At 63.8% G+C, this 24,885-nt stretch carries 13 protein-coding genes, 1 tRNA gene and 3 pseudogenes; 10 read left to right on the top strand and 7 right to left on the bottom strand.

From position 1 onward, the window contains the following. Positions 1-56: 56 nt before the first annotated feature. Positions 57-1,927 (bottom strand): annotated as a pseudogene (locus A0130_06275) (hypothetical protein). A 24-nt stretch (positions 1,928-1,951) separates the two neighbouring features. Continuing rightward, complete coding sequence (locus tag A0130_06270; GenBank protein ID ANF31323.1) at positions 1,952-2,245, bottom strand: hypothetical protein; 294 nt, start codon at positions 2,243-2,245, stop codon at positions 1,952-1,954. Between the two features lie 54 nt (positions 2,246-2,299). Here A0130_06270 and A0130_06265 point away from each other — a divergent pair. Then, positions 2,300-2,679, top strand: a pseudogene (locus tag A0130_06265) (cold-shock protein). After that, positions 2,672-3,544 carry a hypothetical protein gene (locus tag A0130_06260; GenBank protein ID ANF31322.1) on the top strand — a complete coding sequence of 291 codons (873 nt, stop codon included), beginning with the start codon at positions 2,672-2,674 and terminating at the stop codon, positions 3,542-3,544. Before A0130_06265 ends, A0130_06260 begins: the two are co-directional and overlap by 8 nt. 92 nt (positions 3,545-3,636) lie before the next feature. Here A0130_06260 and A0130_06255 read toward each other — a convergent pair whose 3' ends face one another. Further along, positions 3,637-4,752 carry a phosphoserine aminotransferase gene (locus A0130_06255; protein ID ANF31321.1) on the bottom strand — a complete coding sequence of 372 codons (1,116 nt, stop codon included), beginning with the start codon at positions 4,750-4,752 and terminating at the stop codon, positions 3,637-3,639. A gap of 131 nt (positions 4,753-4,883) precedes the next feature. Here A0130_06255 and A0130_06250 point away from each other — a divergent pair, with 131 nt between their 5' ends. The 6 genes from A0130_06250 to A0130_06225 all read left to right on the top strand — a co-directional run bounded on the left by A0130_06250 (position 4,884) and on the right by A0130_06225 (position 13,823). Next, positions 4,884-5,576, top strand: coding sequence for a dihydrofolate reductase (locus A0130_06250; GenBank protein ID ANF31320.1), 693 nt, complete (start codon positions 4,884-4,886; stop codon positions 5,574-5,576). 221 nt (positions 5,577-5,797) lie between these two features. Continuing rightward, positions 5,798-6,700, top strand: coding sequence for a hypothetical protein (locus A0130_06245; protein ID ANF31319.1), 903 nt, complete (start codon positions 5,798-5,800; stop codon positions 6,698-6,700). A gap of 343 nt (positions 6,701-7,043) precedes the next feature. Continuing rightward, on the top strand, positions 7,044-7,559 hold the full coding sequence (locus A0130_06240) for an endonuclease (protein ANF31318.1): 516 nt from the start codon (positions 7,044-7,046) through the stop codon (positions 7,557-7,559). Positions 7,560-7,583: 24 nt separating this feature from the next. After that, positions 7,584-7,655 (top strand) — tRNA-Arg (locus A0130_06235). Between the two features lie 1,690 nt (positions 7,656-9,345). Beyond that, complete coding sequence (locus tag A0130_06230; protein ID ANF31317.1) at positions 9,346-9,552, top strand: hypothetical protein; 207 nt, start codon at positions 9,346-9,348, stop codon at positions 9,550-9,552. 2,144 nt (positions 9,553-11,696) lie between these two features. Then, the gene (locus A0130_06225; protein ID ANF31316.1) at positions 11,697-13,823 is read left to right on the top strand and encodes a hypothetical protein; all 2,127 of its coding nucleotides are present in this window, start codon (positions 11,697-11,699) and stop codon (positions 13,821-13,823) included. Positions 13,824-13,896: 73 nt separating this feature from the next. Here the strand turns inward: A0130_06225 and A0130_06220 are convergent, their stop codons facing one another. Beyond that, a complete protein-coding gene (locus tag A0130_06220) occupies positions 13,897-15,060 on the bottom strand; it encodes an integrase (protein ID ANF31315.1) in 1,164 nt (387 codons plus the stop codon). 168 nt (positions 15,061-15,228) lie between these two features. Between A0130_06220 and A0130_06215 the strand changes: the two genes are divergently transcribed. Further along, entirely contained in the window at positions 15,229-15,558 is a 330-nt protein-coding gene (locus tag A0130_06215) for a hypothetical protein (GenBank protein ANF31314.1), read from the top strand. Positions 15,559-15,566: 8 nt separating this feature from the next. Here the strand turns inward: A0130_06215 and A0130_06210 are convergent, their stop codons facing one another. From A0130_06210 to A0130_06200, 3 genes are all read right to left on the bottom strand, one after another. After that, a complete protein-coding gene (locus A0130_06210) occupies positions 15,567-18,293 on the bottom strand; it encodes a hypothetical protein (protein ID ANF33320.1) in 2,727 nt (908 codons plus the stop codon). Positions 18,294-19,040: 747 nt separating this feature from the next. Beyond that, positions 19,041-21,794: a hypothetical protein gene (locus A0130_06205; GenBank protein ANF33319.1), complete on the bottom strand. Its 2,754-nt coding sequence runs from the start codon at positions 21,792-21,794 to the stop codon at positions 19,041-19,043. 137 nt (positions 21,795-21,931) lie between these two features. After that, the gene (locus A0130_06200; protein ID ANF31313.1) at positions 21,932-23,797 is read right to left on the bottom strand and encodes a hypothetical protein; all 1,866 of its coding nucleotides are present in this window, start codon (positions 23,795-23,797) and stop codon (positions 21,932-21,934) included. 169 nt (positions 23,798-23,966) lie between these two features. Between A0130_06200 and A0130_06195 the strand changes: the two are divergent. Then, positions 23,967-24,770: pseudogene (locus tag A0130_06195) on the top strand (NERD domain protein). Positions 24,771-24,885 lie beyond the last annotated feature (115 nt).

The raw sequence follows: 24,885 nt of genomic DNA, 5'->3' as shown, positions 1-24,885 counted from the left end.
GAGGTGGGGCGGGAGCGCGGGGGCGGGCGGAGGAGCGCGGGCGCGCGGGACGCGGGTCAGGACGCGGGGGCCGGGCGCACGCCGCGGACGCTGGAGAGCGGGAGGGTGCGCTCGATGTCCGCCGCCCGGTCGCGGCCCCGCAGGCGGCCGCCGCCGACGCCGGTCGGCTCGAGCAGGTAGTCCACGACCCGGCCGTCCGGCATCGCCACCTCGATCACGATCGGCTGCCGCGCCCGCACCGCCAGGTCGAGCTGCCGGGCCAGCCAGCGCTCGCCGGTGTCGTCGCCGGCCTGCGCCTCCGCCTCCCGCAGCCGCGCGACCAGCTCGGCGTCGCGATCATGCTCCGACGTGGCGGAGGGATGCGCGATCCGCTGGCGCCGGAGGGTCACCTCGTTCCCGTCCGCGTCCTCCGCGACCACCGGGTACCGCGCGTCGCTGAGCGCCCAGAACACGACGTCGCGCGGGAACCGGCTGACCAGCTCCCCATCCGCTCCCGGCGCCACTCGCAGCGAGCTGAGCGCCTGATCCACCTGGATGGTTCGCAGCAGCGTCGCGTCCTCCGACCGCACCGCCGAACGCACGCCCTCGGCGCCCGCCACCTCGTGGACTCGCACCCGGCCGTGCCGCTCCGCCGCATCCTGGATCAGGTAGTCGACCGGCTGCGGCAGCCCGGTGAGGGAGATGGCGGCGAGGAACTCGCGAATGCCGTCCGCGGTCTCACCCGCGGTGAGCGCCCGATCCACCGACGCGGCCGAGACGCGGAAGGTCGACGCGAGCGCGCGCGACTCCAGCTCAGCGATCCCGCGCAGCCGGGACTCGATCTCGGGCGCGAGCGGACCCGGCGACACGATCGTGAGGTCGTGCTGCAGGTACACGCGGTCGACCTCGGCCGGGAACTGCACCGCCATCGCCGCCATCGCCGCGTCCGGCCCCTCCTCGACCAGGGCCGTCCCCGCCGAGCTCGGAGCCTGGTGCGCGGTGACGCCCAGCCATTCGGCGAGCCGGGTGTGCGCGTCCACCCGCTCCTGCGCCTCCTCGACCGCGGCGGGATACAGCCACGCGACGTGCTCGCGCAGGCTGTCGCCCCAGGCGGCCCGGCTGCGCAGCGCGAGCAGCGCGCGGAGGTCGCCGGGGAGCGCGTCCAGCCAAGCGGCCGCGAGCGCGCGCCAGCGTTCGGGAGTGGGGGAGTGACTCCACGCGGAGGCGCGCTCGGTGGGCAGCCACATCCCCTCTTCCACGCCGACCAGCCCGGCGCGCTCGGCGGCGGACAGGGCGACGGGGACGAGGTCGGCCTCCAGCGACAGGGCCTCCGCCAGGCGTTTCACGGCGGGCAGCGCCAGACCGCCCTTCTGCAGCCGGCGCGCGCCCTCGCGGCCGAGCTCGGCCAGCAGCTCGGAGACGGCGGTGACCGACTCGAACGCGCGCTCGGCCGCGAGGCGGTCGGTGAAGCGCCGTTCGGTGTCCGGCACGGGCGCGAGCGCGGGCGGCGGGGAGTGGCGAGCAGGTCGCCCGGCGACGGCAGACCCTGTGACGGCCACGCGTCGAGCTGCGCGGTCACCGCGTCGTAGACGCCGTACGCTGCATCCCCAGCGGGCTGCACCAGCAGAGCGTCGGCCAGCTCCCGGAGAGCGGTGTGCACATCCTCCGGAGCCGTCTGCGCGGTGGCGGGCTCGGAGGCGAGCAGAGCGGCGGTCTCGGCGGCCGTCAGCGGCGTCACAGCGCGGCCCAGCACGAGCAGCGCTCCGAGGTGGATGCGGTCCAGCGGTGCGAGGGCGCGCTGCAGCGAGTCCGTGTCGAGGAGCGCGTCGGCGAGGTCGAAGAAGTCGGCGACCCCGGTCCGGCGGTAGGTGCGGCGGCGCAGCGTGTCGGTGAGGACGGCGTCGTCCATCCCTCGCAGCCGGGCTGCGAGAGCGAGCGTGGTGGTCATCCGCCGAACCGCCGGGCGTTCCGCCTAGCGCCGGCCCTTCGGGTCGACGGGGTTCGCCCGGTTCGCCGCGCGGTTGCGGCGGGCGCTCACGATGAGCAGCACGATGATCAGCACGAACGCGATCGGCAGCGCCACGAGCGGGAAGAAGAAGACCGTCGGCCACAGGCCCTGACCCGATCCCTGCTGCGCGAACTGGCCCGCCGCGGTCCCGATCAGGATGGCCGCGATGCAGACCAGGGAGACGATGACGAGCGCGGCGATGATGTACGACAGGATGCGCTGGGGCCGCGATGCCGGCGGCGGGGTCTGCTGGGTCACGAAATCAAGGATAATTGAGGCTGGTCATTCGATCCCCCAAGGAGTGAGGTTCCCATGCCAACCGGCAAGGTCAAGTTCTACGACGAGGAGAAGGGCTTCGGCTTCATCAGCTCCGATGACGGCCAGGAGGTCTTCCTGCACGCCTCGGCGCTGCCCGCCGGCGCCGTCGTCAAGGCCGGAACCCGCCTCGAGTTCGGCATCGCCGACGGCAAGCGGGGGCGCAGGCGCTCTCCGTGCGCGTCCTGGAGGCTCCGCCGAGCCTGGTGAAGATGAAGCGCAAGTCGGCCGACGACATGGCGATCATCGTCGAAGACCTGGTGAAGCTCCTCGACGGCATCGGCGCCAACCTGCGCCGCGGCAAGTACCCGGACAAGGCGCACGGCGCGAAGATCGCGGCCGTGCTGCGCAAGGTCGCGGACGACCTGGATGCCTGAGCAGGGCGACCAGCCGGAGGGTGTCGACCAGGCGGTCGAGCCCGAGAGCTCCGACGCCTCGGTGGAGTCGGAGGCCCAGCCCGAGACCGTGCTCGTCGCGGATGAGGAGCTGCTCGCTGCCGTTCCGCTCGCGCTCGGTGCGCTGAAGGAGATCACTCCCGAGGCGACCATCGGCGAGCCGCTCGGTCACGTGGTGGAGGGCCCGGGCGTCCTGTCGCTGCTCTTCGCGACGCGGCTGGCCGGCTACCCCGGCTGGCACTGGACCGCCACCGTCGGCCGCGCCGACGACTCCGACGAGCCCACCGTGCTCGAGGCCGAGCTCATGCCCGGCGACGGCGCCCTGCTCGCGCCCGACTGGGTGCCGTGGTCCGAGCGGCTCGCCGAGTATCAGGCCGCCCAGGAGGCGCTTGCGGCGCAGGAAGGCGAGTCCGGCGACGAGGACGAGGACGTGGACGACGAGTCCGAGGACGATGCCGACGAGGATGAGGACGACGACGCCTTCGACGAGTCGGAGGACGACGCCGACGTGCACGACCTCCACGCCGACGACGACCTCGACGGCGTCGACATCGACAGCGTCGACGTCGACTTCGACGAGGAGACGGACGTGGACTCCGACCTCGACCTGGAGGCCGAGGAGGCCGCCGCGCTCGCCGATCCGGACGACGCCGAAGGCGACGAGGACGACGACGAGGCCGAGGACGACGACGAGGCCGAGGACGACGACTCAGCGCCGGCGCGCGAGGGTGAGGTAGCCCATCCCGAGCACTCCGAGGACGAGTCCGACGACGACCGTCCAGAGCCAGGTGCCGCTCGGGACGCCGACGATGAGCAGGACGACGAGGGCGACCACCCACAGGCCTAGCCCGACCAGCACGGCCCGCCGGTCGTCCGTCTTCGCGGGGACCGGGTCGGGCCGACGCTCGTCGTCGCGGAGCCAGAGGCGCATGGCGCTGGTCAGCCCAGTCGCTCGACCACGTACTCGATGCAGCCGATCAGCGCCCGCACGTCCGACGGCTCGATGGCCGTGAACGTCGCGATCCGCAGCTGGTTGCGGCCGAGCTTGCGGTACGGCTCGGTGTCGACCACGCCGTTGGCGCGGAGCGTCTTGGCGATCGCCGCCGCGTCGATGGCGTCGTCGAAGTCGATCGTGACGACGACCTGCGAGCGGTGGTCCGGGTTCGTCACGAACGGCGTCGCGTAGTCCACCGACTCGGCCCACTCGTACAGCGCGCCCGACGACTCGCGGGTGCGCGCATCGGCCCAGGCGAGACCGCCGCTGCCGTTCATCCACTCGACCTGGTTCTCGAGCAGCACGAGCGTCGCGATCGCCGGGGTGTTGAGCGTCTGGTTGAGGCGCGAGTTGTCGACCGCGTTCTTCAGGCTCAGGAACTCGGGGATGTAGCGGTCGCTGGCCGCGATCCGCTCCACGCGCTCCAGCGCGGCGGGAGAGAACAGGGCCAGCCAGAGTCCGCCGTCGGAGGCGAAGTTCTTCTGCGGGGCGAAGTAGTAGACGTCCGCCTCGGCCGCGTCCAGGTCCACGCCGCCGGCCGCGCTCGTCGCGTCGATGACGGTCAGGGCGCCCTCGTCGCCGTGGACGCGGCGCACCGGAGCCATCACGCCGGTCGACGTCTCGTTGTGCGGCCAGGCGTACACATCCACGCCCTCCACGACCTCGACCTCGCTGCGCGAGCCGCCCTGCGCCTCCAGCACGTGCGGAGCATCCAGCCAGGGCGTCTTCGCCGCCTTGGCGAACTTGCCGCCGAACTCGCCGAACACCAGGTTCTCGCTGCGCTTCTCGATGAGGCCGAACGCGGCCGCATCCCAGAACGCCGTCGAGCCGCCGTTGCCGATGACGACCTCGTAGCCCTCCGGCAGGCGGAACAGCTCGCCGAGGCCCTCGCGGACCCGGCCGACCAGGTTCTTCACCGGCGCCTGGCGGTGGGACGTGCCGAGGAGCGCGGCGCCGGGGCCGGCGAGGTACGCGACCTGCTCCGGGCGGACCTTGGAGGGTCCGCATCCGAATCGACCGTCGGCGGGCAGCAGCTCAGAGGGAATCGTGACGTCCGGCATAAAGGAAGTGTATTGGCTGTTGAACACCCAGGACGGCGCGCGGGGTGGCCCTGCGGCCGCCTGTGCGTGCCCATCATCCGTAGCAAGTAGGCTGATATCCGGTGTTCGCACGCCGTCACGTGGAGGGGCTCATGACCGATCTGATCGATACGACCGAGATGTACCTCCGCACGATCCTGGAGCTGGAGGAGGACAACATCGTCCCCCTGCGTGCGCGCATCTCGGAGCGTCTCGGCCACTCCGGTCCCACCGTCTCCCAGACCGTCGGCCGGATGGAGCGCGACGGTCTCGTCGTCGTCTCCGGCGACCGCCACCTCGAGCTCACCGACGAGGGCCGCCGCAAGGCCGTGCACGTCATGCGCAAGCACCGCCTGGCCGAGCGCCTGCTCAGCGACGTCATCGAGCTGGAGTGGGAGTACGTCCACGAAGAGGCGTGCCGGTGGGAGCACGTGATGAGCGAGCAGGTCGAGCGCAAGCTGCTGACCATGCTGGGCAACCCGACGGAGTCGCCGTACGGCAACCCGATCCCGGGTCTCGGCGAGCTCGGCGCGCCCGACACCTCCGCATCCACTGAGAGTCTCATCAATCTCGTCGACGTCGTCCGCGGCAACGACGCGGCCGTCACCGCCAAGATCCGACGCCTCGGCGAGCCGGCTCAGGTCGACCCCGAGCTGCTGCTGCAGCTCAAGCAGGCGGGCGTTTTTCCGGGCTCGACCGGCACTTTCTCTCCGGCCGGCTCATACGTCGCCGTGCAGATCGACGGCTTCGAGCCCGGCCTGGAGCTGCCCAACGAGCTCGCGGCGCACATCTTCGTCGACGCCTGACTCCGTTACCGATTCGTTAAAAAAGTCCGTCAAACGTGTGACAAACGGGAGGCGGTCCCGTAGTCTCTTACGAGTCCGAACGGGCCAGAAGCCGGCCCATCAGGACCCCGGATCGTGACGCTCCACCCCCCTGAACCCGTCTCATGATCCGTGACGCCGAAGCCACCCAGCTTGGGACGGGGGCAGCTCCCTAGTGCTGCCGGAGCGCTGGAGGTCACACCTTGGCAGTTTCGAGCACGCCCGGTCCCGACCAGGACCGCACGAACCCGGACCAGAGCCCCACTTCCCCCGCCGCCCGTCGCGCCCTGCGCACGCGTGCGACCGCATCCACCCCGGCGACGTCGCCGGCTCGTGGTGCCGTCGCGACGCGCACCGGCTCGACGCCCGCGCAGCAGCCGAAGAAGAAGCGCAAGGGCGGCTGGATCCTGAACGCCGCGGTCATCACCGTCGCCGCCGGTCTCGTCGGCACGATGGCGCTCCCCGCCTTCGCCTTCAACCCGAACGGCGCCGACCGCGCCGGCTTCGGCCCCAGCGCCGCCGACTCCATGAAGAAGGCGCAGTCGCAGACCGTCGAGGTCGGCGGGGTCGCCTCCGCCGCCGTCAGCCGTGACGCCGCCTCCGCCACCACCGAGGAGCAGCTGAACGCGCAGAAGGCCGCTCAGGCCGCAGCGGCAGCCGCTGAGGCCGCCCGTCGCCAGGCCGCCGTCCAGCTCGCGAACTACGCCAGCAGCTCCGCGACCGGCCCCTCGGTGTCCGACTTCCTGGCCAACCCGCCGTACCCGAACTTCAGCCTCTCGCAGGTGTTCTCGGTCGCGCAGCAGTACATCGGCACCCCGTACGTCTACGGCGGCGCCAGCCCCGCGGGCTTCGACTGCTCCGGCTATGTCATGTACGTGTACGCCCAGTTCGGCATCAACCTCCCGCACTCCGTGTCGGGTCAGGCTGCCATGGGCAAGCGCATCTCGATCGCCGACGCCCAGCCCGGCGACATCGTCATCATGCCCGGCCACGACGGCTTCTACGCCGGCAACGGCAACATCATGGATGCGCCCGACACCGGCCGCTCCATCTCCATCCGCCCGATCTGGACGAGCGACTACTACATCGTCCGTCTCGGTATCTGACCGGCATCCGGCGGGTAAACACTTCGCACCACAGCCAGGAACGGCGCGCCCCGATTAAGGGGCGCGCCGTTTCTGGGTTATCCTTGCGTTCTGAGCTGCCTCGCCGCAGCCGGAATTCGGAGGATCCGATGGCCGGAAGTCGTTCCGCCGGGTCGCTGAGGGCGACCGGATGGGACGAGCGCGGCCAAGATTTCCTCGCCTGCCGCCACCATGTCGAGGCCTGCCACCGCCACCATGTGGCCTGCCACCACCATGCCACCGCCACCTTGGGCGCTGTCCGCACGGACAGTGCCCTTTTTGTTTGCCGTTTTTCCAGCTCTCACCTTTTCCCGGAAGGTCGCAGATGAAGACTCTGGTTCTGAACGCCAGCTACGAACCGCTCGGCGTGATCTCGACGCGGCGGGCGGTCATGCTCGTCCTCGCCGGCAAAGCCTCGACCGTCGCAGGGACCGGCGCGCAACTGCACAGCCGATCCCTGGTCCTGGATGCCCCGAGCGTCGTCCTCCTGAACCAGTACATCCGCGTCCCGCACCGCCGCATCCCGCTCACCCGCAAGAGCGCTCTGGAGCGCTACGGCCACGTGTGCGCGTACTGCGGCAAGTTCGGCGACACCCTCGACCACGTCATCCCGCGGGCCCGCGGCGGGACGCACACCTGGGACAACGTGGTCATCGCGTGCTTCCGCTGCAACAACATCAAGTCGGACCGGCTGCTGTCCGACCTGGGCTGGAAGCTGCCCTTCGAGCTCAAGGAGCCCCACCTCAACATGGCGTCGCTGATCTCGATGCGGTGGAGCGACCCCAACTGGGACGAGTACACGGAGCCGTGGAGGCGGCACGAGCTGCAGTTGGCGGGGTGACGCTTCGGTAGACTGGCTGGGCCAGCCTCTGTAGCTCAATGGAAGAGCAGTTCCGTCCTAAGGAAACGGTTGGGGGTTCGAGTCCCTCCAGGGGCACTTTATTGCTGCGGTGAAATTGCAGGTCAGGGCAAATTTCCGGAGGAGTCAGAAGTCGCGGATTTCGCTTTTGCCCACAATTTGCCCACACCCATGCCGGATGAATTCTAAGAAGGGCCCTTTAGACAACTCAGGGCGCCTCGATCAGTCGCATGTGATTGCCGTAGGCGAGCGGAGGGGCTGCCATAGCTGGCTAGTTCCGAAGATCCACGCCACCGCGCAGAAGCGTCGGTCCGAGTCAAACATGGACGGCTCCATTACTGCTGTATTGAGCCCACGCAGGCTGATCGCGACCGATCCGCAGCGCATATCGCATGTCGTTGTTTCTCATGGCGCGCGTTGCTCAGTTCGGTGGCGCCCGGAGGAGTAGCGTCGCGAGCTGGGGGTCGTGACTCACTCGACCCGGAATGCCGAGGCAACCTAAAAGATGCGAGAAATGCGATCGGCTGTGGCTCCCGCCGGCCCGAAGCGGCTCACTTGGAGAGACGTTGTGGCAGGGCTGTTCTATAGCCTATGCACCGTCTACGCGGTTTCTTTCGCTCCCGCTGTGGCGACCGGTGCACTGGATACAAGCCTTAAGTCATCACCGATTGCACTAGTAGTCGCTGGCGCCGGAGTGCTGGTTCTGCTGCCGCCTGCTTGGCCCGGCTTAGTGGCCCTTTGGTTTAGTCCGTCTTCCGCGATCCGGGCATCGGACAACGCCCTACTTCCCGGAGTCAGCTGGCTCGGCAAAGCTGCCTGGGGCGGCATAGTCTTCGTCTTCGCCGTCGTTTTTGGAGCTGTCGTAGGCGTCACCGCTTCGGGAATAGCCGACCTCGCCCAACGCTATGCGACTTGCATAACGCATCCCGGCACGGTCCGCGCATTGAGCGGCTACGAGGCTTGCTTGTCTTTCCATCGCTTTGCCGCAGTTAGTTTGGATGCACCAGGTGTCTCGTCTTCGTCGGCCGCACTCAGAGCAGCAATCGACAAAACCTCATTGAAGAGCGTACTCAGTCGGGCGAACTTCACCACGGCCACGAGCAACGCGAACTCGAACACCCACCTAACAACTACCGGGACCGCGCTATTCGTGTGGCGAGACGGGTCTAGCAACAGAGCCGCAATCGAGACGCCAGCGGTCGCAAGGCCCGCCCAGAAGATACTTCTCCAGTTCTTCGCCAACATCACGCCGCCTTGATTTCTAAGCGCATCGGCGCGCGCACCCTTTGCGGAGCTAAGTTGACCGATTGCTACCGCACTGAAGGATGCGAGAAGGGATACCACGACCGCCACAGAGGTGTAGGCAGCTCGCCGATCGGCGGGGGCGGCGTTGCCCAGCACATCCATGGAAGGCCAGATCAACACCAGCAACAGATGGATCGTGGCCAAGACGGCCCCAAGGACGAGATCACACCAGAGATGATCGAGCCAGAAATCGCGAAGTTGTGAGAGGCGACTGTGTCGATTCGTGTTCATTCCGCCTCCCACCGATCGCAGCATCACTTCTTTGGATTTTCCACCCAGCCACCGACTCGCGTAACTACTTTTTGGTGTCGGCTATTGCACGAAGCTCATCTTCATTTTCCCGGGCGACCTGCAAGATGGCGCGGACTGCGCTTTCATTCCGGATCGGGCTTCCATCTTGAGACGTTGTGGGGATGTTTCGCTTCGCGGTGATACGTTGCTTTGCGAAGTCGATGTCTTCCGTATGCCGCGAGTCATCAGGTTCGATGTAAATGAGTTTCGCCTTCGCGCCCTGCACCTCGCCGGCAGCCGCCGCGTCGGCGATGATGACACCTTCGTCGCGCACGGCTCGTCGTCCTTCGACTTGATCCTTGGCACGGCCAGGTTGAAGAGTCACGGTCACTACCATCGGGCCGTACTCCGAACGCACGGAACGCAAAATTCCGGCTAGTCCCGATCCGCGCGCATCAAGAGCTTCCGCTCGGTTTGTGTGAACCTTGACCGACATCTCGGACAGCTCGGTGGACCTGCGAATCAGCTGCTGCGCGTCGTGCGAAACCATCGGCTGAGTGGTCAAAGTTACATTTTCCTCAACGAGCTCCAAGCCGTTGAGCCACTCCTCAAATGCTGTAGGCGTCGGCGCGGAAGTCGATCCTTGAATCAGGCCTATGACGTTTCCGAAGCCAAGGAATGCCACGATGGTGGTTTCGAGAAGTTGCTCAGCGTCGCCTAGGTTTAGCTCGGCTATTGACTCGGCGTCGGGGTTGTAGATTTCGAGCCAAGCGTCTTGATCCCGGACGAGCATCAGCTTCAAGTGACGCTGACCGTCCACCCTCAGGACTTCGCCGATAAGCGTCCTGTCCGGTCCTTCCCAAATCCGGTCACTCAGCTTTACCCCGTCGAGACCGCTGAGAATTTCGTCCCAGTCCGAATGCGGAAGTCGCTCGTTCGAGGATCGATTTACCCACTTGACGATCTCGTAAAAGTTGATCGTCCGAACTCGGTCCTTTTTTCCCCGAGCCGCACCGTACTGCGCCATCCCTGCCCCTAAGAAATCGAGTGGCTTTGTTTCGCTCACAAGAACGCTAGCGGACTTCGTGGCGGTACCCCGCTAGGCGGCGCGTCGTCTTGCGCGTGTTCGGCCGAAACGGCTGATCCGACGGGGCGTTACCGCTGACGGATACTATGCACGTGTCGATCAAAGCTACTGGATCTGCGCGACCCTGGTCACATGGCGTTGGACGTGAGGAGAGTCAGATGCCCTATCGATATGAGGACATGTCACCGCAGCGCTTCCAGGAGCTTTGCCAGGCGGTACTTGTGGACATGGATCCTCGGACTGTCGTCTACCCCGCCAATCAGTCCGACGGTGGGCGCGATGCGGCGTGGCCGCACAAAGCGACGATCTTTCAAATGAAGTGGTCCTCTCAGCCCGATCGCTCCGCTCGAACCTGGGTGAGAGAGGTCCTAGCCAGGGAGCGGCAAAACATCATTAGGTTGCGCGAATCCGGCGCACTCAAGTACATCCTGATCACGAACACCCGTGGGACCGCGCACCCGGATCGCGGAACCATAGACGACGCATTCGCCCTTTTGCAAGAGGCGGAGAAAGAACTAGGCATCGAACTCATCTGTTGGTGGCGTGACGATCTTGACCGGCATATCGACCTGCGCCCTGACTCTTTGAAGCTCGCATATCCCGAAATACTCGTGGGGCAGGACGCAATGCGTGCCGTCCTAACAGGGGGGCGGGTCGATCGCGAACTTGAGCGTCTGCGCGAAATCCTAGCTCCCGTAACGCATGGCCTATTGGCCGAAGCGGAAGAGTCGAAGATCAAATTCAAACAGGCAGCGATTGGTCGTTCGGATGTCGAGAAACTCTTCGTGGATCCACCCGTCGAATCGCGGCGCGGCAATGCTGCCGAATACCTAATGAGCCTTAGCGACGGGAAGGTGTTGCTCTCTGGTGGGCCGGGCGATGGAAAGTCGACGGTAACCCAGTTTTGCGTCCAAGCTTTCCGGGCCGCCTTGGTCGGCGACCAGCAATTCTTCACTCATGCTGGGCCAGCCCTGATGCCGCGCGCAAAGCGATTTCCGTTTAAGGTAGACATCCCGACATTCGTGAAGTGGCAATCGAGCCATCCAGAGCCAGATTCCGCACGCACTCTCGACCAGTACCTTGCGGCAATGCTCGACAAGGGCAGCGGCGGGCTCAACATCTCGGTCGGCGACGTGCACTCCATCTTCCGAAGACTGCCAACGTTTTTGGTGCTCGACGGGCTGGACGAAATCGCCCCGAGTAACCAGAAGCGGATCCTCAGGAGGCTTGAAACCGCGACTTCGCGTCTTGGTGGCATCAGCCGGGCCAACGTGACTGTCCTTACGAGTCGCCCCACCCAGGGGTCCATTGAATTACCCGTTCTGCGGTCATACAAACTGGTCGAGCTGCAACCACTGCCGCCGGAACGCGCTGAAGAATATCGCGCGCGCTGGGTCACGCAAATGCAATTGGATGCTGAAGAGGCTGAGGACCTTCGGGTCGCATTTTCCCGAGCGCTAGAGTCCCCACACGCGCGTCCCTTGACATCGAACGCAATGCAGCTGAGCATCCTGTTTTACCTTTTATGGACCCGATCCGGGTATTTGCCTGCCAACAGATATGAGCTTTTTTCCGCATACATGGAGCGCTATCTGGACCGGGAAAGTAAATCGGCCGACGTGCGTAAACATCGGAAGCTGATCGAGGAAGTTACGGCTTACCTGGGCTGGCATCTTCACTCGTTGAGTGAAGTCAGTCTGGCTAGTAGCCAGATCACCCGGAAGGAGCTGCGCCAACTGCTGGCTGAGTACCTTATCGAGCGAGAGCAGGATTTGCGTGCCATTGATTCGCTCTTCTACGCCTTGCGCGAGCGGGTATGGGTCCTGGTAAGTCGCGTTCAAGGCACTTATGAATTTGAAGTGCAGCCGATTCGTGAATACTTCGCCGCGCGCTACATTGCAGACACCGCGGCCATACGTGAGCTGTATGGCGGCGCAGACAAGATTGATCGCCTCGTCCAACTCGCTGAGCGACCCTTCTGGATGAACGTCATGTTGTTCTTCGTTGGAACTTTTACCTCCGGGGAACGGCGCGCTCTCGCGGCGACGTTGACGGAGATGCCCGAGCAATCGCGTTATCAGGATTCACTGGCTGTCCAAGCATCTCTTCTTGCGTTGCTCTCTGATGGTGTTCTCAATTCATTGCCTACGCTTCAGCTATCGGCATTGCGGTCGATCTTTAACGCCCGCTGGGTCCGCGTTTTTGCGCGGGACCCCGCCGGCTGGGCCCGCACTCACCACCTCGGAGACGTCTTGGGCGAACAGCTGCTAGTTGTGCTCGGGTCGCACGTTCACGCCGCGCCAACGTCGCCCCTTGCGCAAGACGCGGCGCAGTTGCTCGCCAAGCAGATCGATTCCGAGCGGCTCCTCGCGTGGTGGGAGGAATCGATTTCTGCGGACGGTCAGAACGTCATGCAGTGGCTCGATATCCGCCCACATCTTGAATTGCCGATCGAGGACAATGTCGAGTTTGACGACGAGAGCACTCGTTCGATTTGCCAGCACCCTCGGCTAGTAATCCGCTCTCAATCGCGGTCCGCGATCGGAATATTCGGTGACTCCGAGCTGGTGGCTTCTCTGTTGCGCGGGTATGGTCACCGTCTGCCTCAGCCCGACAGCGCCCCAAACGCATTGCTGTTGTGTCACCTGCTTGCGCTCGACAGTTTCTTGAATGCACCAAACGGGCGATTGCTCGTCGGGCCCCCCACCGGTCACCTCAGTATTGGCGGCATTCGCCAGCGGATCGAAGATCTGCAAGTTCAATTTCCGTCGTTGGATCGCGTTCTGCACGGTCTCGTGAAGGCTGCTGCGAACGACATGTCGACGGCATTCTGGATTGATATAGCGCAGGAGCTTCTCACGCTCGACAAAGAATCATGGTTGGCTCGAGAGCTGTGTTTGGTCGCATCAGGACTCCCAAATGCGAAGTTCTATACAGCGTTCGAAATCCCCGGAGGCGAGGAGCAGACGGATTTCGACATCGGCGCTGTCGTGCGCGAGATCCGGGCAAATAGGGTGAACCTATCGTGGTGGAAACACCACATCCTGAACGCGACACCTGATGAAGCCGAATTCGAAATCGCGGCGGCAGTCCTATTTGCCCCTCAGCCGGACATGGCGATGCTGACGGCGATGGCGGACTTGACGGCCCTTATGGACGAAGGCGGAATCAACCGCGTCGTGCGGGCGATCGAGACGCTTCGAGCGCTTGCCTCGCATACGCGAAAGCTGGACCTTCAACAATTGGTAGGAATCGCGAACGCCACAACGTCGACGACCGCCGGCCTTTACCTTGGTCTCGAAGCTGACCCAAACGCGTACGGGCGAAACAAACTCGCTAGAGCAATCCGTGACCGTGAGCTACCGGCAGATATCGGAGTAATGGTGCAAGCCTCCGCGTGGACGCCATCGCCACATGAGCTAGCGGAGATGGTCCAGTTGTCAAAATCCGGTGTCAGGGCGACAAGCTATCGGCGGCTCTCACTAACAGACACGATTGATCTCAGTGAGGAAATGATCGCGTGGCTACCTAGCGGCGCCATGACATCGCTGATACCGAGGCGCCCCAAGGCTCTCGAACCGCTTGCCGCTCTTGCAGAGTCGCAGCGCTGGTTTTCCCTTTAGGCGTCACTTCCAGCTCGCTGTCTAGCCACCGCGCCCAAAAATAGGGAGCTTAAGCTTTCAACGACCTGGACATTCAAGATTGCCAGAGATATCCGTTGCTCTCTTCAAGGGCGCGTTGATTCAGCCGGCTAGCGACCTCAGCTAGGTCGTCCTCGAAGAGATCGGCGTAGGTATCGAGGGTCATCGCCGCCGACTTGTGCCCAAGCATGCGCTGAAGGGCTTTGACGTTGGCGCCGGCACTCACGGCCAAGCTCGCAGCGGTGTGCTTGAGGTCGTGCGGAGTCATGTGCGCGAGTTCCGCCTCGCGCAGGGCGGTCAGCCACCAGGATTGCCGGTTCCAGGCGGTGTCTGGTCGCGCAAGGTACCCGCCAGCGCGCGCGGGAAACACAAGGTCGTTTCGCTTTTTCCCAGCGATGAGCGCCTCGAGGCGAGGTGCCAGAAAGGCCGGGAAAGGTACCGAACGAGCCTCCCAACTCTTTGGCGGTCCGACGTGGATGAGGCCGTCCACTTCTGTCGCGGTCTGGTGGATGGCCAGACGGCAACGTTCAAGGTCGATGTCGTTCACGGTGAGCGCGACAGCTTCGCCCCATCGGATGCCGGTGTAGGCCAGCGTCAACACGAGAACGCTGCGCTTGTCATCGGGCACCGCTCGTGCGAAGCGAAAGACCTCCTCGTTGGTGAGATAACGGCGACGCTTCTTGGTTCCCTTACGCGGGAGATTGCTCGCACCCCGAGCCGGGTTCGCCGGAATCCTGCCGTCACGCACCGCGACGTCGAGGATCCCGGCGAGGATTCCCACCGCGCGCAGGACGACGCCGGCTGATCGGGGCTTGCCGGCATTGCCCACGCGGACCCGCACAGTTACAGCTTTGCCCTGGCTCAGCTCTCGGATCCACTTCTCGACCGCGGAGGGGCGAATCGCCCCGATTGGTGTCGCCGCCCAGCGCGGCTCGACGTAGACGCGCCAGGCGATGCGGATGGGGGAGAAGCTGGAGGGTTTGAGGGCTTGCTCCTTGTTAGCGAGCCATTCCTCGGCGAGCTCACCGACAGTGATCTTGGATTGAGACGCTTCGAAGTAGGTCCCCTTCATCATCGCTACTTCGACCGTCGCGTTGTAGAGCTCCGCTTCGCGTTTGGTGCGGAACCCGCGCTTCTCGCGTTGCTGGTGTTCGGGGTCGCGCCAGCGCACGCGATAGCGCCGGCCTTTGGCCGACTCGTAAGCGTCGATGCTTCCCACTTCCAGAACCTAACTCTTGCCACCGACGAGGCCGGATCGCGCGGACGACGGCAAGCGAGCTCGCCGACCATCTGAGGATGGGTGCACTCTGGACCTGTGAGCAAGACGCCTGAACCACGACCGCGCGGAGCGACGGACGATGAAGCCGTCGAGCTGTGCAGGGATTGGATGCGCTACCTCGGTGCCACAGACGCCGTCGTCGCAGCCGGTGAGCCGCGCCAGCTTTGCGACCTGTATGCGTCCGGCTATCTCGGCTGGGTCGAGAACAAGCGAGGGAACCTGCAGATCGTTCAGGTTGAGCATGCGGCTGCGGTGGTCGCTGCCGACGGTCGTCGGGGGCTGATCTTCGCTCGTCATGGCGTGCTTCCTGCCGCAAGGGTGAGGGCCGATGAACTTGGAATCGCGATCTTCGGGTTCGATCCTCGAGGTGGCACGCTCGATGGCGTAAATTTGCTGGGCCGCGAACTGTTCGCATGGGCCCACGCCCGGCAGATCTAGCAGCATGATCACTTGAGGCCGGCCGACGTGAGTTGACCATTCGGCGTACCGAGGATCGGTCCAGCAGACGCCTGGGCAGCCCGACGGAGTTCCGTCAGCGCTGCCGCCCGCGACTTCTCCATCGTCTCTTCCAAATCATGGCGTTGCATCGTCTCGACCAGCTGGGCCTTCGCGGAGTCCGTGGTCGGAGCCACAAGCACCGCGGCGTTGTGCTGCCTTCCTCGAGTGAGGCCGACGTAGAGACCGGCAGCGTCGACACCTGGTCCAACGAGGGCACGATCCGTCGTCTCGCCCTGAACGCCGTAGACCGTTGTGGCGTAGGCGAGATGGATGTGGGATGCGGCGTAGTCGAGGCGGACTCTCCTTAAATCCGTCGTGTCGGTGCTCGCTGCCAGGATCGCATGGTCGTTGCCGATCGTCTTCACGATCCAGTTCTGGCGGTTCTGGACATCCGCAGAAGTGTCGTTGCGGCGGGTCTGGACAACGTCACCGACGAAGATCGCCTGACCCGACTGTCCGGAAAATGCACGCCCAGGGCGCACGGCCCCGGACTCGATCCGGCGTCGTTGGATCGCTTCGCTGATCTCCTGAGCTTCGGCGTGCGTTGCCGTAACGAGCGCGATCGTCTCGCGATCGCGCTCGGCCTCGAACCATCCTTCGACCATCGCCTCGCGAGCGGCGTGATCGCTAGCGGTCAGCAGGACGTGATCAGTTCGAATGAGGTCTTCGGCGACCTCGAACATCTCATCGTCGGCTTGAGGGTCCCGGAGCCGATGCGCGAGCTCCGCCCACACCGGATCGTTGAAACGGTGGGTGGTCGCGAGCTCCACCCGGTCTGGGGAGCGGCGCCAGAAGAGTGCCATGGCGCCCGAGTGCCCGACTGGCAGGGCTTGTTGCTGGTCTCCGACCAATGCAACGCCCACCCCGGTGTCCCGTATGACATCGAGCAGCGCGGAGGCGGCCTCGAGGTCAAGCATGCCGGCCTCGTCGACGACGATACGATCCCCGGGGCGGACGCTGAGTCGCGGGCCGAGATAGCTGCCGCCATCGGCCGGGTCCAGCTCGCCGATCGAGAGCCGCCGCCACTCAGTTGCGCCCGACGCGGTGGCCTCCCACCGCCATCCGTAATCGTAGAGAAATTGGTGGAGGGACGACGACGCGCTCCTTGTTTCGCGTCCGGCGACGGCGGAGGCTTTCTTGGTTGGCGCGACGATGATCATGTTGTGGCCGCGTCGCCGAAGAGCAGCGCCTGCGACTATGAGCATCGTGGTCTTACCTGTGCCGGCCGGTCCGGAGATGACGACGTTGCGGGACGTGCCACCGATCGCGGCCGCACCCGCGAGCTGTTCCTCATCGAGTGTCCGATCGGGCTCAATCACCTGAGCGATCGCAGCGACGTCGTCTGCGTCAAGGATCTGTCCCGGCGCGGAGAATGCGTCGACCTTGCGGGCGAGGGTGGCCTTCAGCGTGGCGGTGGAAACCGCCATGAGGTGTTTGACGTGCTTCGGCGCATCCGGCTCCGAGATCAACGTCACCGTGTGCGAACGCGCCACGACTTCCTCCGCGAGCTTGGCGAGGGCGTCCCGGTCGGCGACTACACCGGTCGCGGCGATCGCGCGGAGCGCACCGGCCCGCACATCCATCATGCTGAAACGACCACTACTACCGGTCGAGCGAGCGTCCGCGTCGACAACAGCCTTGGCCGCCAACAACTCGAGGTCGAGATCCTGGACGGCGACAGAAGGAAGCCGCGCCGGAGAACGCGGCATGCCGAGCGCAGGGTCGGCCGTGTGGAGTTCTCCCCGGACAAGCGCGGCCCACCCGTCTTCGTCCAGGTCGCGAGGCTTGTTGGGTCGGCCGACAGCCCACGCCCACCGGTCGATCTGATTCAGCACATCGTGCGAAGGCTCCTGGCCCGGGTGCTGCTGCTTCCACCACGCGGTTCGGGCGATCTTGTTGGCTTCGATCTGCGCGGACCGCTTCGACAACGGCCGCACCAGGTGCTGAAGTTGGGAGATCTCCCCGTCCTCGTTGAGCGTGAACCCTTTGGCGGCGAGAACACTGATCCAGGTGGGGTCGGTGCGGGAGGCGAGGTCGCCTTCGGCGTTGATCACGTTCTGGAACCGCAACGCCACCCGGGTGTCGACGTTCGACCACTTGCCGTCGCACCCTTGGACTTTGACATTCAGCCAGAGGTGACGGTGCTTGTGCGGATCCAAAGAGCGGGACCGTTCATGCCGAAGCTCGACGACCTCGATCCGGGCCAGATCCTCGCGGATCGCGCCGCCCTTGCCACGGCGGGCGTTGAGCTCGGACTGCCACAGCCTCACGATCCGGTCGCGGAGCCGGTCTTGGAGGTCCTCATACGCAGCAGCCAACTCAGGGTCGAGCATGGCGGCGATCGAGAACGACTTCGGCGCGTTGATCGTCGCATCCAGAATCAGATCCGCCACTGGAGACTCCAGGTCACGGCCGCGCCGTTCCCCGGTGAGGGGGTCGAGTCCGTCGACCCAGTCCTTAAGGAGGCCCTTGGTGAGGAGGTCGTCGCGGATGTTGCCGTTCTCGACGATGTACCGGGTCATGACCGCGTCGGCGTAGCCGATGGCGGCGATGACACCGTCAGCGGTTTTGGCGGTGAGCGTGGCGTCACAGACACCGGTGAAGGCGTAGTTGACGGCTTGCTTGACTCCGTGGGACTGCTGTCCCCGCTTCCATCTGGCTACTCCGCCTCGCACCTGCACACACCTCCCTCACACTGCATCTGAGACTCCCGAAAACTGGGCGGTCTTTCCCTTTGTTGGATGTGTCCTTCTACTTATTACTTCCGGTTTTCTGCTCGTTTTGGCGCGCAGGCGGCGCGCAATCGCCCTTTTCCGGCAGATCGCTCTGTCCCGGGCGAATAGTGATAGAGCGGATCCGGCAGGTGATTTAGTCGGCGGGGCGAACTGCATTTACCGGCACGCGGGGAATCCGAGACCCCTGCGGTGCGCGCATCCTGCGTGCCCCTGCGTCTCGTGCCCCACGGTCGGCTCTCGCCGCGGCCGACCGGCGGCTCGCCCCGCGAGCTGTGTCGGCGGGGTGCTTCCGAAACCAATGCCCTCATACCTACACGTTGTGTTACTAATGTGGTTTTGGCGCGCAAATCCAAAACTCGTGGGAAACCGGCAGCGTCGTGACCACGCGATGCGGTCCCACCCTTCGACTCTGAGGCGCCAATCGCCCGGGTGTGCGGCCGCGCCGGAGCGCGCCGAGACAGGCGCGTGCCGCGGGATTACGTTGCCGAAGCGCGCAGCCTCCCGTGGACTAAGCCGACGCGCCCCAATTTCCCGGAGATGCCCGCGGACGACGGTGAGATCGACGTCGCGATCACGCACAAGAGGGGCCGCTAACGCCGCAAGACCCGAGGTTTGGCGAAGGCTACGCGCCGCCGCCGGTCGGAATCCACCTCGTCGCCTCAGCGAACAGCTCAAGAGCTCATGTCTTCACGGTCGCGGGGCCGTCGATTTGCATCGCGGGTATCTCGTGCAGCCCAAGAATGCCCCTCGTTTTCCGTCCCTGAGGGTCATGATCCCGCGACCACATTCGGGGCAGACTATTGTTTCGAGCGGTTCGCCAATGGCATTCGTGCGCACGAGCCGGTTGTCGCGTATGAGTTCGAGGACGAAGTGCGATTCGCGGCCGGTTGTGGTCAAGATGAGTGCTTGCCGTCGAGCGCGGGTGAGCGCCACGTAGAACAGTCGGCGTTCTTCGGCGTAGGGGAAGTCTTCGGGATCTGGCATCGCGATTCGAAGAACCGGGTCGTCTTGGATTGTGCTGGGGAACCCCCACCGCCCAGAGACCACGTCCGGGACGATGACATAGTCCGCCTCTGTACCTTTGGAGGCGTGGGCGGTCATGAACCGAACATCTAGTTCGGAAGAGAGATCGCGCCAGTCCGGAATCAGATTCTTCTGATGCTGGTACCGGCCGAGGACGAACACGCTGATCTTCCTCCCAGCTGCGTTGGCGACTTCGCCGGCCAGGAGCTCGTCGTGCAGGGTCTTCAGGAAGTAGCGGATTGCCTTGCGCTTGGCGGCTTCTAACGCATCATTCCTAGCGCCGTCGAGCGTGACGATGCGCACCGAGTGAGGAAACTCCTCGGTCGAGGATCGGACCGTTTTGGCAAGCTGGTCCGGGTTTCTCAGAACGAATGAGCTCGAGACATCGGCGAGCGACTGCGGGAATCGGAACGTCCTTTCGAGTTTGAGGACCTGTGCCGCACCGAAGTGCTCGTGAAATTTGGTCATGGCTGAAGGGTCTGCTCCAGCGAAACGGTTGATTGATTGCCAGTCATCGCCCACAGCGAATAGGTGACGGCCGGGTCGATTGACTAGTGCATTGGCCATGCGTACCCGGGCGAGGCTGGCGTCTTGGAATTCGTCGACCATCACTAGTTCGAAGGGGCTGATCCAATCGCCTGCTTGTAGATGGTCAATGGCCATGTTGAGCATGTCGTCGAAGTCGATCGCGCCCACGCTTTGGAGAGCCTCATTCCATTCGCGTCGAATCGCGATGAAGAGGCGGACAAATGCTTGGTCTCGGAATCGGACCGCGCCGTCCTTATCGGCATGCAGGCGCGCCTCGAGTTGTTCGTCACTGAGCCGGTTGCTTTTCGAGTGTGAGAGGAAAGCTCGGAAGGTGCGCAACAGTTGTTCGTTCTCGACCGGTGTCCTGATCGTATTGAAGCGTTCCGGCCTTGGATCGAGATGGATTCCGCGATCCGTGAGTTGTTGGGCCAGCGAGCCAAGGGCTTGCCCAGCCCAAAGCTCGGCCATTGTCGTCTCAAGCAGCACAGTTCCACTGGCTCGGTGGAGGTCGCGCTTCCACTCCATCGATTCCACATAGCCTTCGAAGTCGGACGTGCCGTCTGCGTTCAGGGCCCAGTGCTCGTGGTACGCATCGATCTGCGGATAGTAGAAGTCGGGGTGGTACTGACCGTGTTCCGGATCCGCTGTTTCGATCGGGTATCGGTGCTCGTAGACGTACTCGACGCCGTTGAGGTAGAGCCAGTCCGCGATGATTCTCTCGCCTACGCTTTTGACGAGTTCGCCCTTCGCTGTGCGAAGGTTTGGCCCGTCATCGATCTCATCGGTTGGGCGTGAACTTACTCGGACGTAGTCGCGTGCGAGCACAGTCTGGAAGAAGTCCCAACTGGCGCGAAAGCCATAATCGGTTCGGCGAAGTTTGTCGACAATGCGGCCGAGTTGTCGGATGTCGTCTCCGTTGGTTAGCCAAGGCGCCGCCGAGGGCTTGTGTCCAGTCGCTTGGCCAATCACCGTGAGTGCAAACGAGTGGAAGGTGCGAGCAATGACCTTGCTCGCGTCCAGGCCTAGTGGAGTGAGTCGTTCCCTGACCCGATCCTGCAGCTCCTCTGCGGCGGAAGCGTTGAACGCGAGCATCAGGATCTTGTCCGGATCGGTGAGCTGCCTCTTGATTGCGTAACCCGCTTTGGCGACCATCGTCGAGGTCTTTCCCGAGCCGGCGGAGGCGATCACGAGTACACGATTGTCGTGCGTAATTACTGCGCGGGTCTGTTCATCTGTGAGAGGGGATTTCTCGATTGACTGGAAGAAGTCGCGGTTAGTCTCGGCTTGCTCGCGCAGGTGCGTTTCGTTCGCACTCGCGATCAAGAGACCGAGATCCTGGTGCCACGCAGCGAGGCTTTCTTGGTGGTCAGGTCGCAGGATCTCGTCTGCCACGACCGGATGGTGAAGTAGCCAGCTCAGTGCGAGTTCTCGCTTTCGAAGGGACCAGCTCGCGAAGAACTCAGTCGTCAGCCATCCCTGTTCGACCAAGGTCTCGGCAATGGCGGCACGAAGCGCCACATTCCAAGCCTGAAGGGATTCGAGAGCTGCATCGAACTCTGTCGTGAGGGCGGCGACGAGTCGTCGATACTCAAGTGCGGCGCGAGCGGCATTAAGTGTCTCTGTGAGTGAATGCGCTTGTCGATTAGGGATGCCGCGGAGTCGGATCCGACGTCGTGGGTGCGCGATGTCGATGGTGGACCAGGCGAACCCCTTGGTCGACGTGACGCCCGTGATGCCAGAGATCGAGATTTCCTCGCTCGCATCGTTCAGGGCAAGCCGCAGCGTGTCCTCATGTATCGCGAGATTCCAGCTGTGACACTTCGTGACTCGCTGGCCCAGCAGCGAAGGTCCCCAGTTCGCGTCGGAACTGCGTTGAGACGTTCGGCGAATTCGGAGGGACACTGAGCGATGGTTTCACGCCCAATGCATGCATTACTCGCCCCAATAGGTGGCACGCTCCCATTGGCTCGCATGGCGCTCGGTGCCGGTCGCATGCTCTTCTATGACTAAATTTCGTGCGCGAAGTTCTAGCTGACGTGGCTCGACCTCAATTGTTCAGCTGAAGGCCAGATCTCGGTCGCCGCGAGGGCTAGCCCTGCCGCGCGTCGGGCGATATGGCCCTCGTCCCATGTCGCGGCATCCGCAATGGAGAAGTTGATCACGAGCGTGTGCTGCTTGGCGAACTCTGACCGTTTGGTATCCCATCCACTATTTGACAGGTGGCCGTTGAACGAACCTGTGACCAGTGTGAGGTTGCCGATGCGGTTGACGGCGCGGTTTCGTTCCTCGCTCGCGTTGATCCATACTGGATCGCTCTCGTCGCGTGCGGCAGCCCGGTTGTCGATGAGAATTGGCCAGTGCTCTTCCCAGGATTGCGGCATCACATGTTCGATTTGCAACGACGAGTAGTCGATGCTCGCGGCTGGCTGATGCGGATCATCAGCTCTTAGATGAGTATCGATCGCTGAGAGAAGCAGGGCGAGCCTGGCCTGTCCTATATAGCCGTAGTACCGGTTACTGTGGAACGCTTCGCTTACGTCCCGGTCTGTTGGCCAGGTGAGCGCACCTCGTGTAAGTGACTCGATCACGGCATCCGCCACATTCGTTCTGGCCTCGGATGCAGCCTTTGCCGCGCTGAGAACACGCGTTAGGTAAGTGCCGTAACCACGCGTCTGGAGGCCGAGGAACGCCCGTCTCAACGCCCAGGATTCGATAGCCCGAACGGCCCTCACATGGTCCGACGAACTCAACGCCTCCTCGGGCAGGGTGCGGAGCCAAGCGAGCAACGGTACGGCAGTAGTTATCTCGAGCTGGCGGATTCGTTCGTAAGCAAGCCGTAGGTCCTTCTGAGGAACGTTGATGTGTGCGTAGATCGCTTCATACGCCGAGGCATACGCGGCGAGTTGCTCCAACACTTCCTGGGTGGACGGTCCGTCTGAAAGGTAGGAACGAGCCTCGGCGTAGAGATGGCTCACGCTCGCCTCTTTCCCGGTAACCGCCGTGAGCCACACGGATAGGAGCACGTCGCGCCGTCCACGCTGCGCGTGCCCCCTTCCGACTTCTTCTTTCCACCAGGCCTCGTCGAAGTGCGCCCAATACCTGTCGTACAGCGTCTCGACGTCATCAGACGCGAGCTCTCCCCGCAAGAACAGCAAGTTCTTCACGAGGTCAATTGCTGAGAGCGGAGTCTGGCGACCGTTCAGTACCTCGAAGATGACTTGCGCGTCGTCATTGTCGTCGAGATCTATGACCACGAGTTTGAACAGCGTTGATAGCGAGTCCGCGAGCGCATCGAGTCGGATCCGTTCGACCACGTCGTCCACCGTGACGTAGTCCCGTGCTTTCTGAGCGAAGAAGGCGCGCGCTTGAAGATAAAGGTGATCCTGTTGCGAATATGCGGGAGCGGCGTCTTCCATGGCCGTTGGCCAGATCTTTCGATCGTTACGGCGAGGCCAAAGTTTGAACTTGTCCTCTGCGGCCACGACGAGATAGTGCTTGTTATGAACCATGTCGCGCAGCTGATGCTGCTTCGGAGAGCCCTGCTCCGTGAGAATATCCAAGACACCACGCACCAGTAGTTGAGTTGTGGTCAGCCTCTGCTGACCATCGATCACTGATCGCAGTGTGATGCCACCAGTAGGCGAAAGCACCGTCGCGACGACCACGGCCCCAAGAAAATGAGGCGAGACCAGGGCCTCCTTGCCCAGTAATTCCGGCCCGCTAAGTCCGCTCGTTCGCACGTCCAGGAGCCGATCGGAGGTGGCCTCAAGGTCTTCAAAGAGCAGCTCCCACTGCCCCTCGCGCGTCCACTCGTAGTCTCGTTGAAAGGTGGGAATTAGGTACCGCCGATCAGGGAGCAAAATCTGGCTCAGCGGGTATGTATTCGCTTGCACGGCTTGACCCTATCGATGTCATGGCGATGCTCGCTTCGACGCGCCCGACGCTGTGTTGGGCGCCCGAACTGGGGATAAGCAGCGAACCGTCTCGACCAATAGCGTCGATGTGTACGGCTGACTGATGGGACGCTTGATGAGCTCGGATCCGATCGCCGCGTACAGGGAGATGTCTCTTCGGTACGAGGGCCGATGCCGCGCGTGTGGAGTCGTTCTTGCGGCCGGGACTCGCGCGGTCTATTTTCGCGATCCGAAGAGTGTCGAGTGTTTGCCTTGCTTCAGAACGCAGTGGCCCGAAGGTCTGGCGCCCGCCTCTGCTGCAGAGCCGACTCAGGCGTCTCCGAGCGATACTCAAAGCCCCCATTCTTTCAGCTACTCCGAAACGCCCTTTGCTGATGCAGGGTCGGCCGGCGCTTCCGCTGAGCGAGAGTTCGAGCGCCGAAAGCGCAATCGTGAGGAGCGTGTCCGTGAGGCACATCCGCGTGTCGGCGGTTTCCTCCTCGCGATCACTGATGAGCCGCAGAGCACCAAGGCATGGGCGACGGGTGCCGCCGGCGAAGTAGTGCTCGGCCGTCGCCTCGACGGACTCGTCAACGACTCAACGCTTGTGCTCCACGACCGCCGCATTCCGCCGACGAGAGCGAACATCGACCACCTCGTGGTCGCGTCGTCTGGCGTGTTCGTGATTGACGCGAAGAAGTACAAGGGCCGGCCGAGTCTTCGCATTGACGGTGGGTTCTTTCGTCCTCGCGTAGAGAGACTCATGGTGGGTTCGCGCGACCAGACGAAGCTTGTCGACGGAGTCAAGGCGCAGGTGAACAAGGTACGCGCCGCTCTGGCTGCAGCGGATCTAGGAGACGTACCAGTCGTAGGAATGCTCTGCTTCGTGGAAGCAGATTGGCCGCTGTTCGGCGGCGACTTCAGCATTTCCGGTGTCCGTGTTCTCTGGCCGAAGAAGATGGCCTCCGAGATTGCCGCACCAGGTCCGGTTGATGCGGACGTCGTGCATCGGATGTTCCGCGCCCTAGCGGGGGCTTTTCCCGTCGCGTAATTGAAGCAAGATTGGTGGCGGGCATCGGGCGGACCTT

This window comes from Leifsonia xyli (assembly GCA_001647635.1).
Classification (GTDB): domain Bacteria; phylum Actinomycetota; class Actinomycetes; order Actinomycetales; family Microbacteriaceae; genus Leifsonia; species Leifsonia xyli_A.
This window is presented reverse-complemented; position numbering and strand designations above follow the sequence as displayed.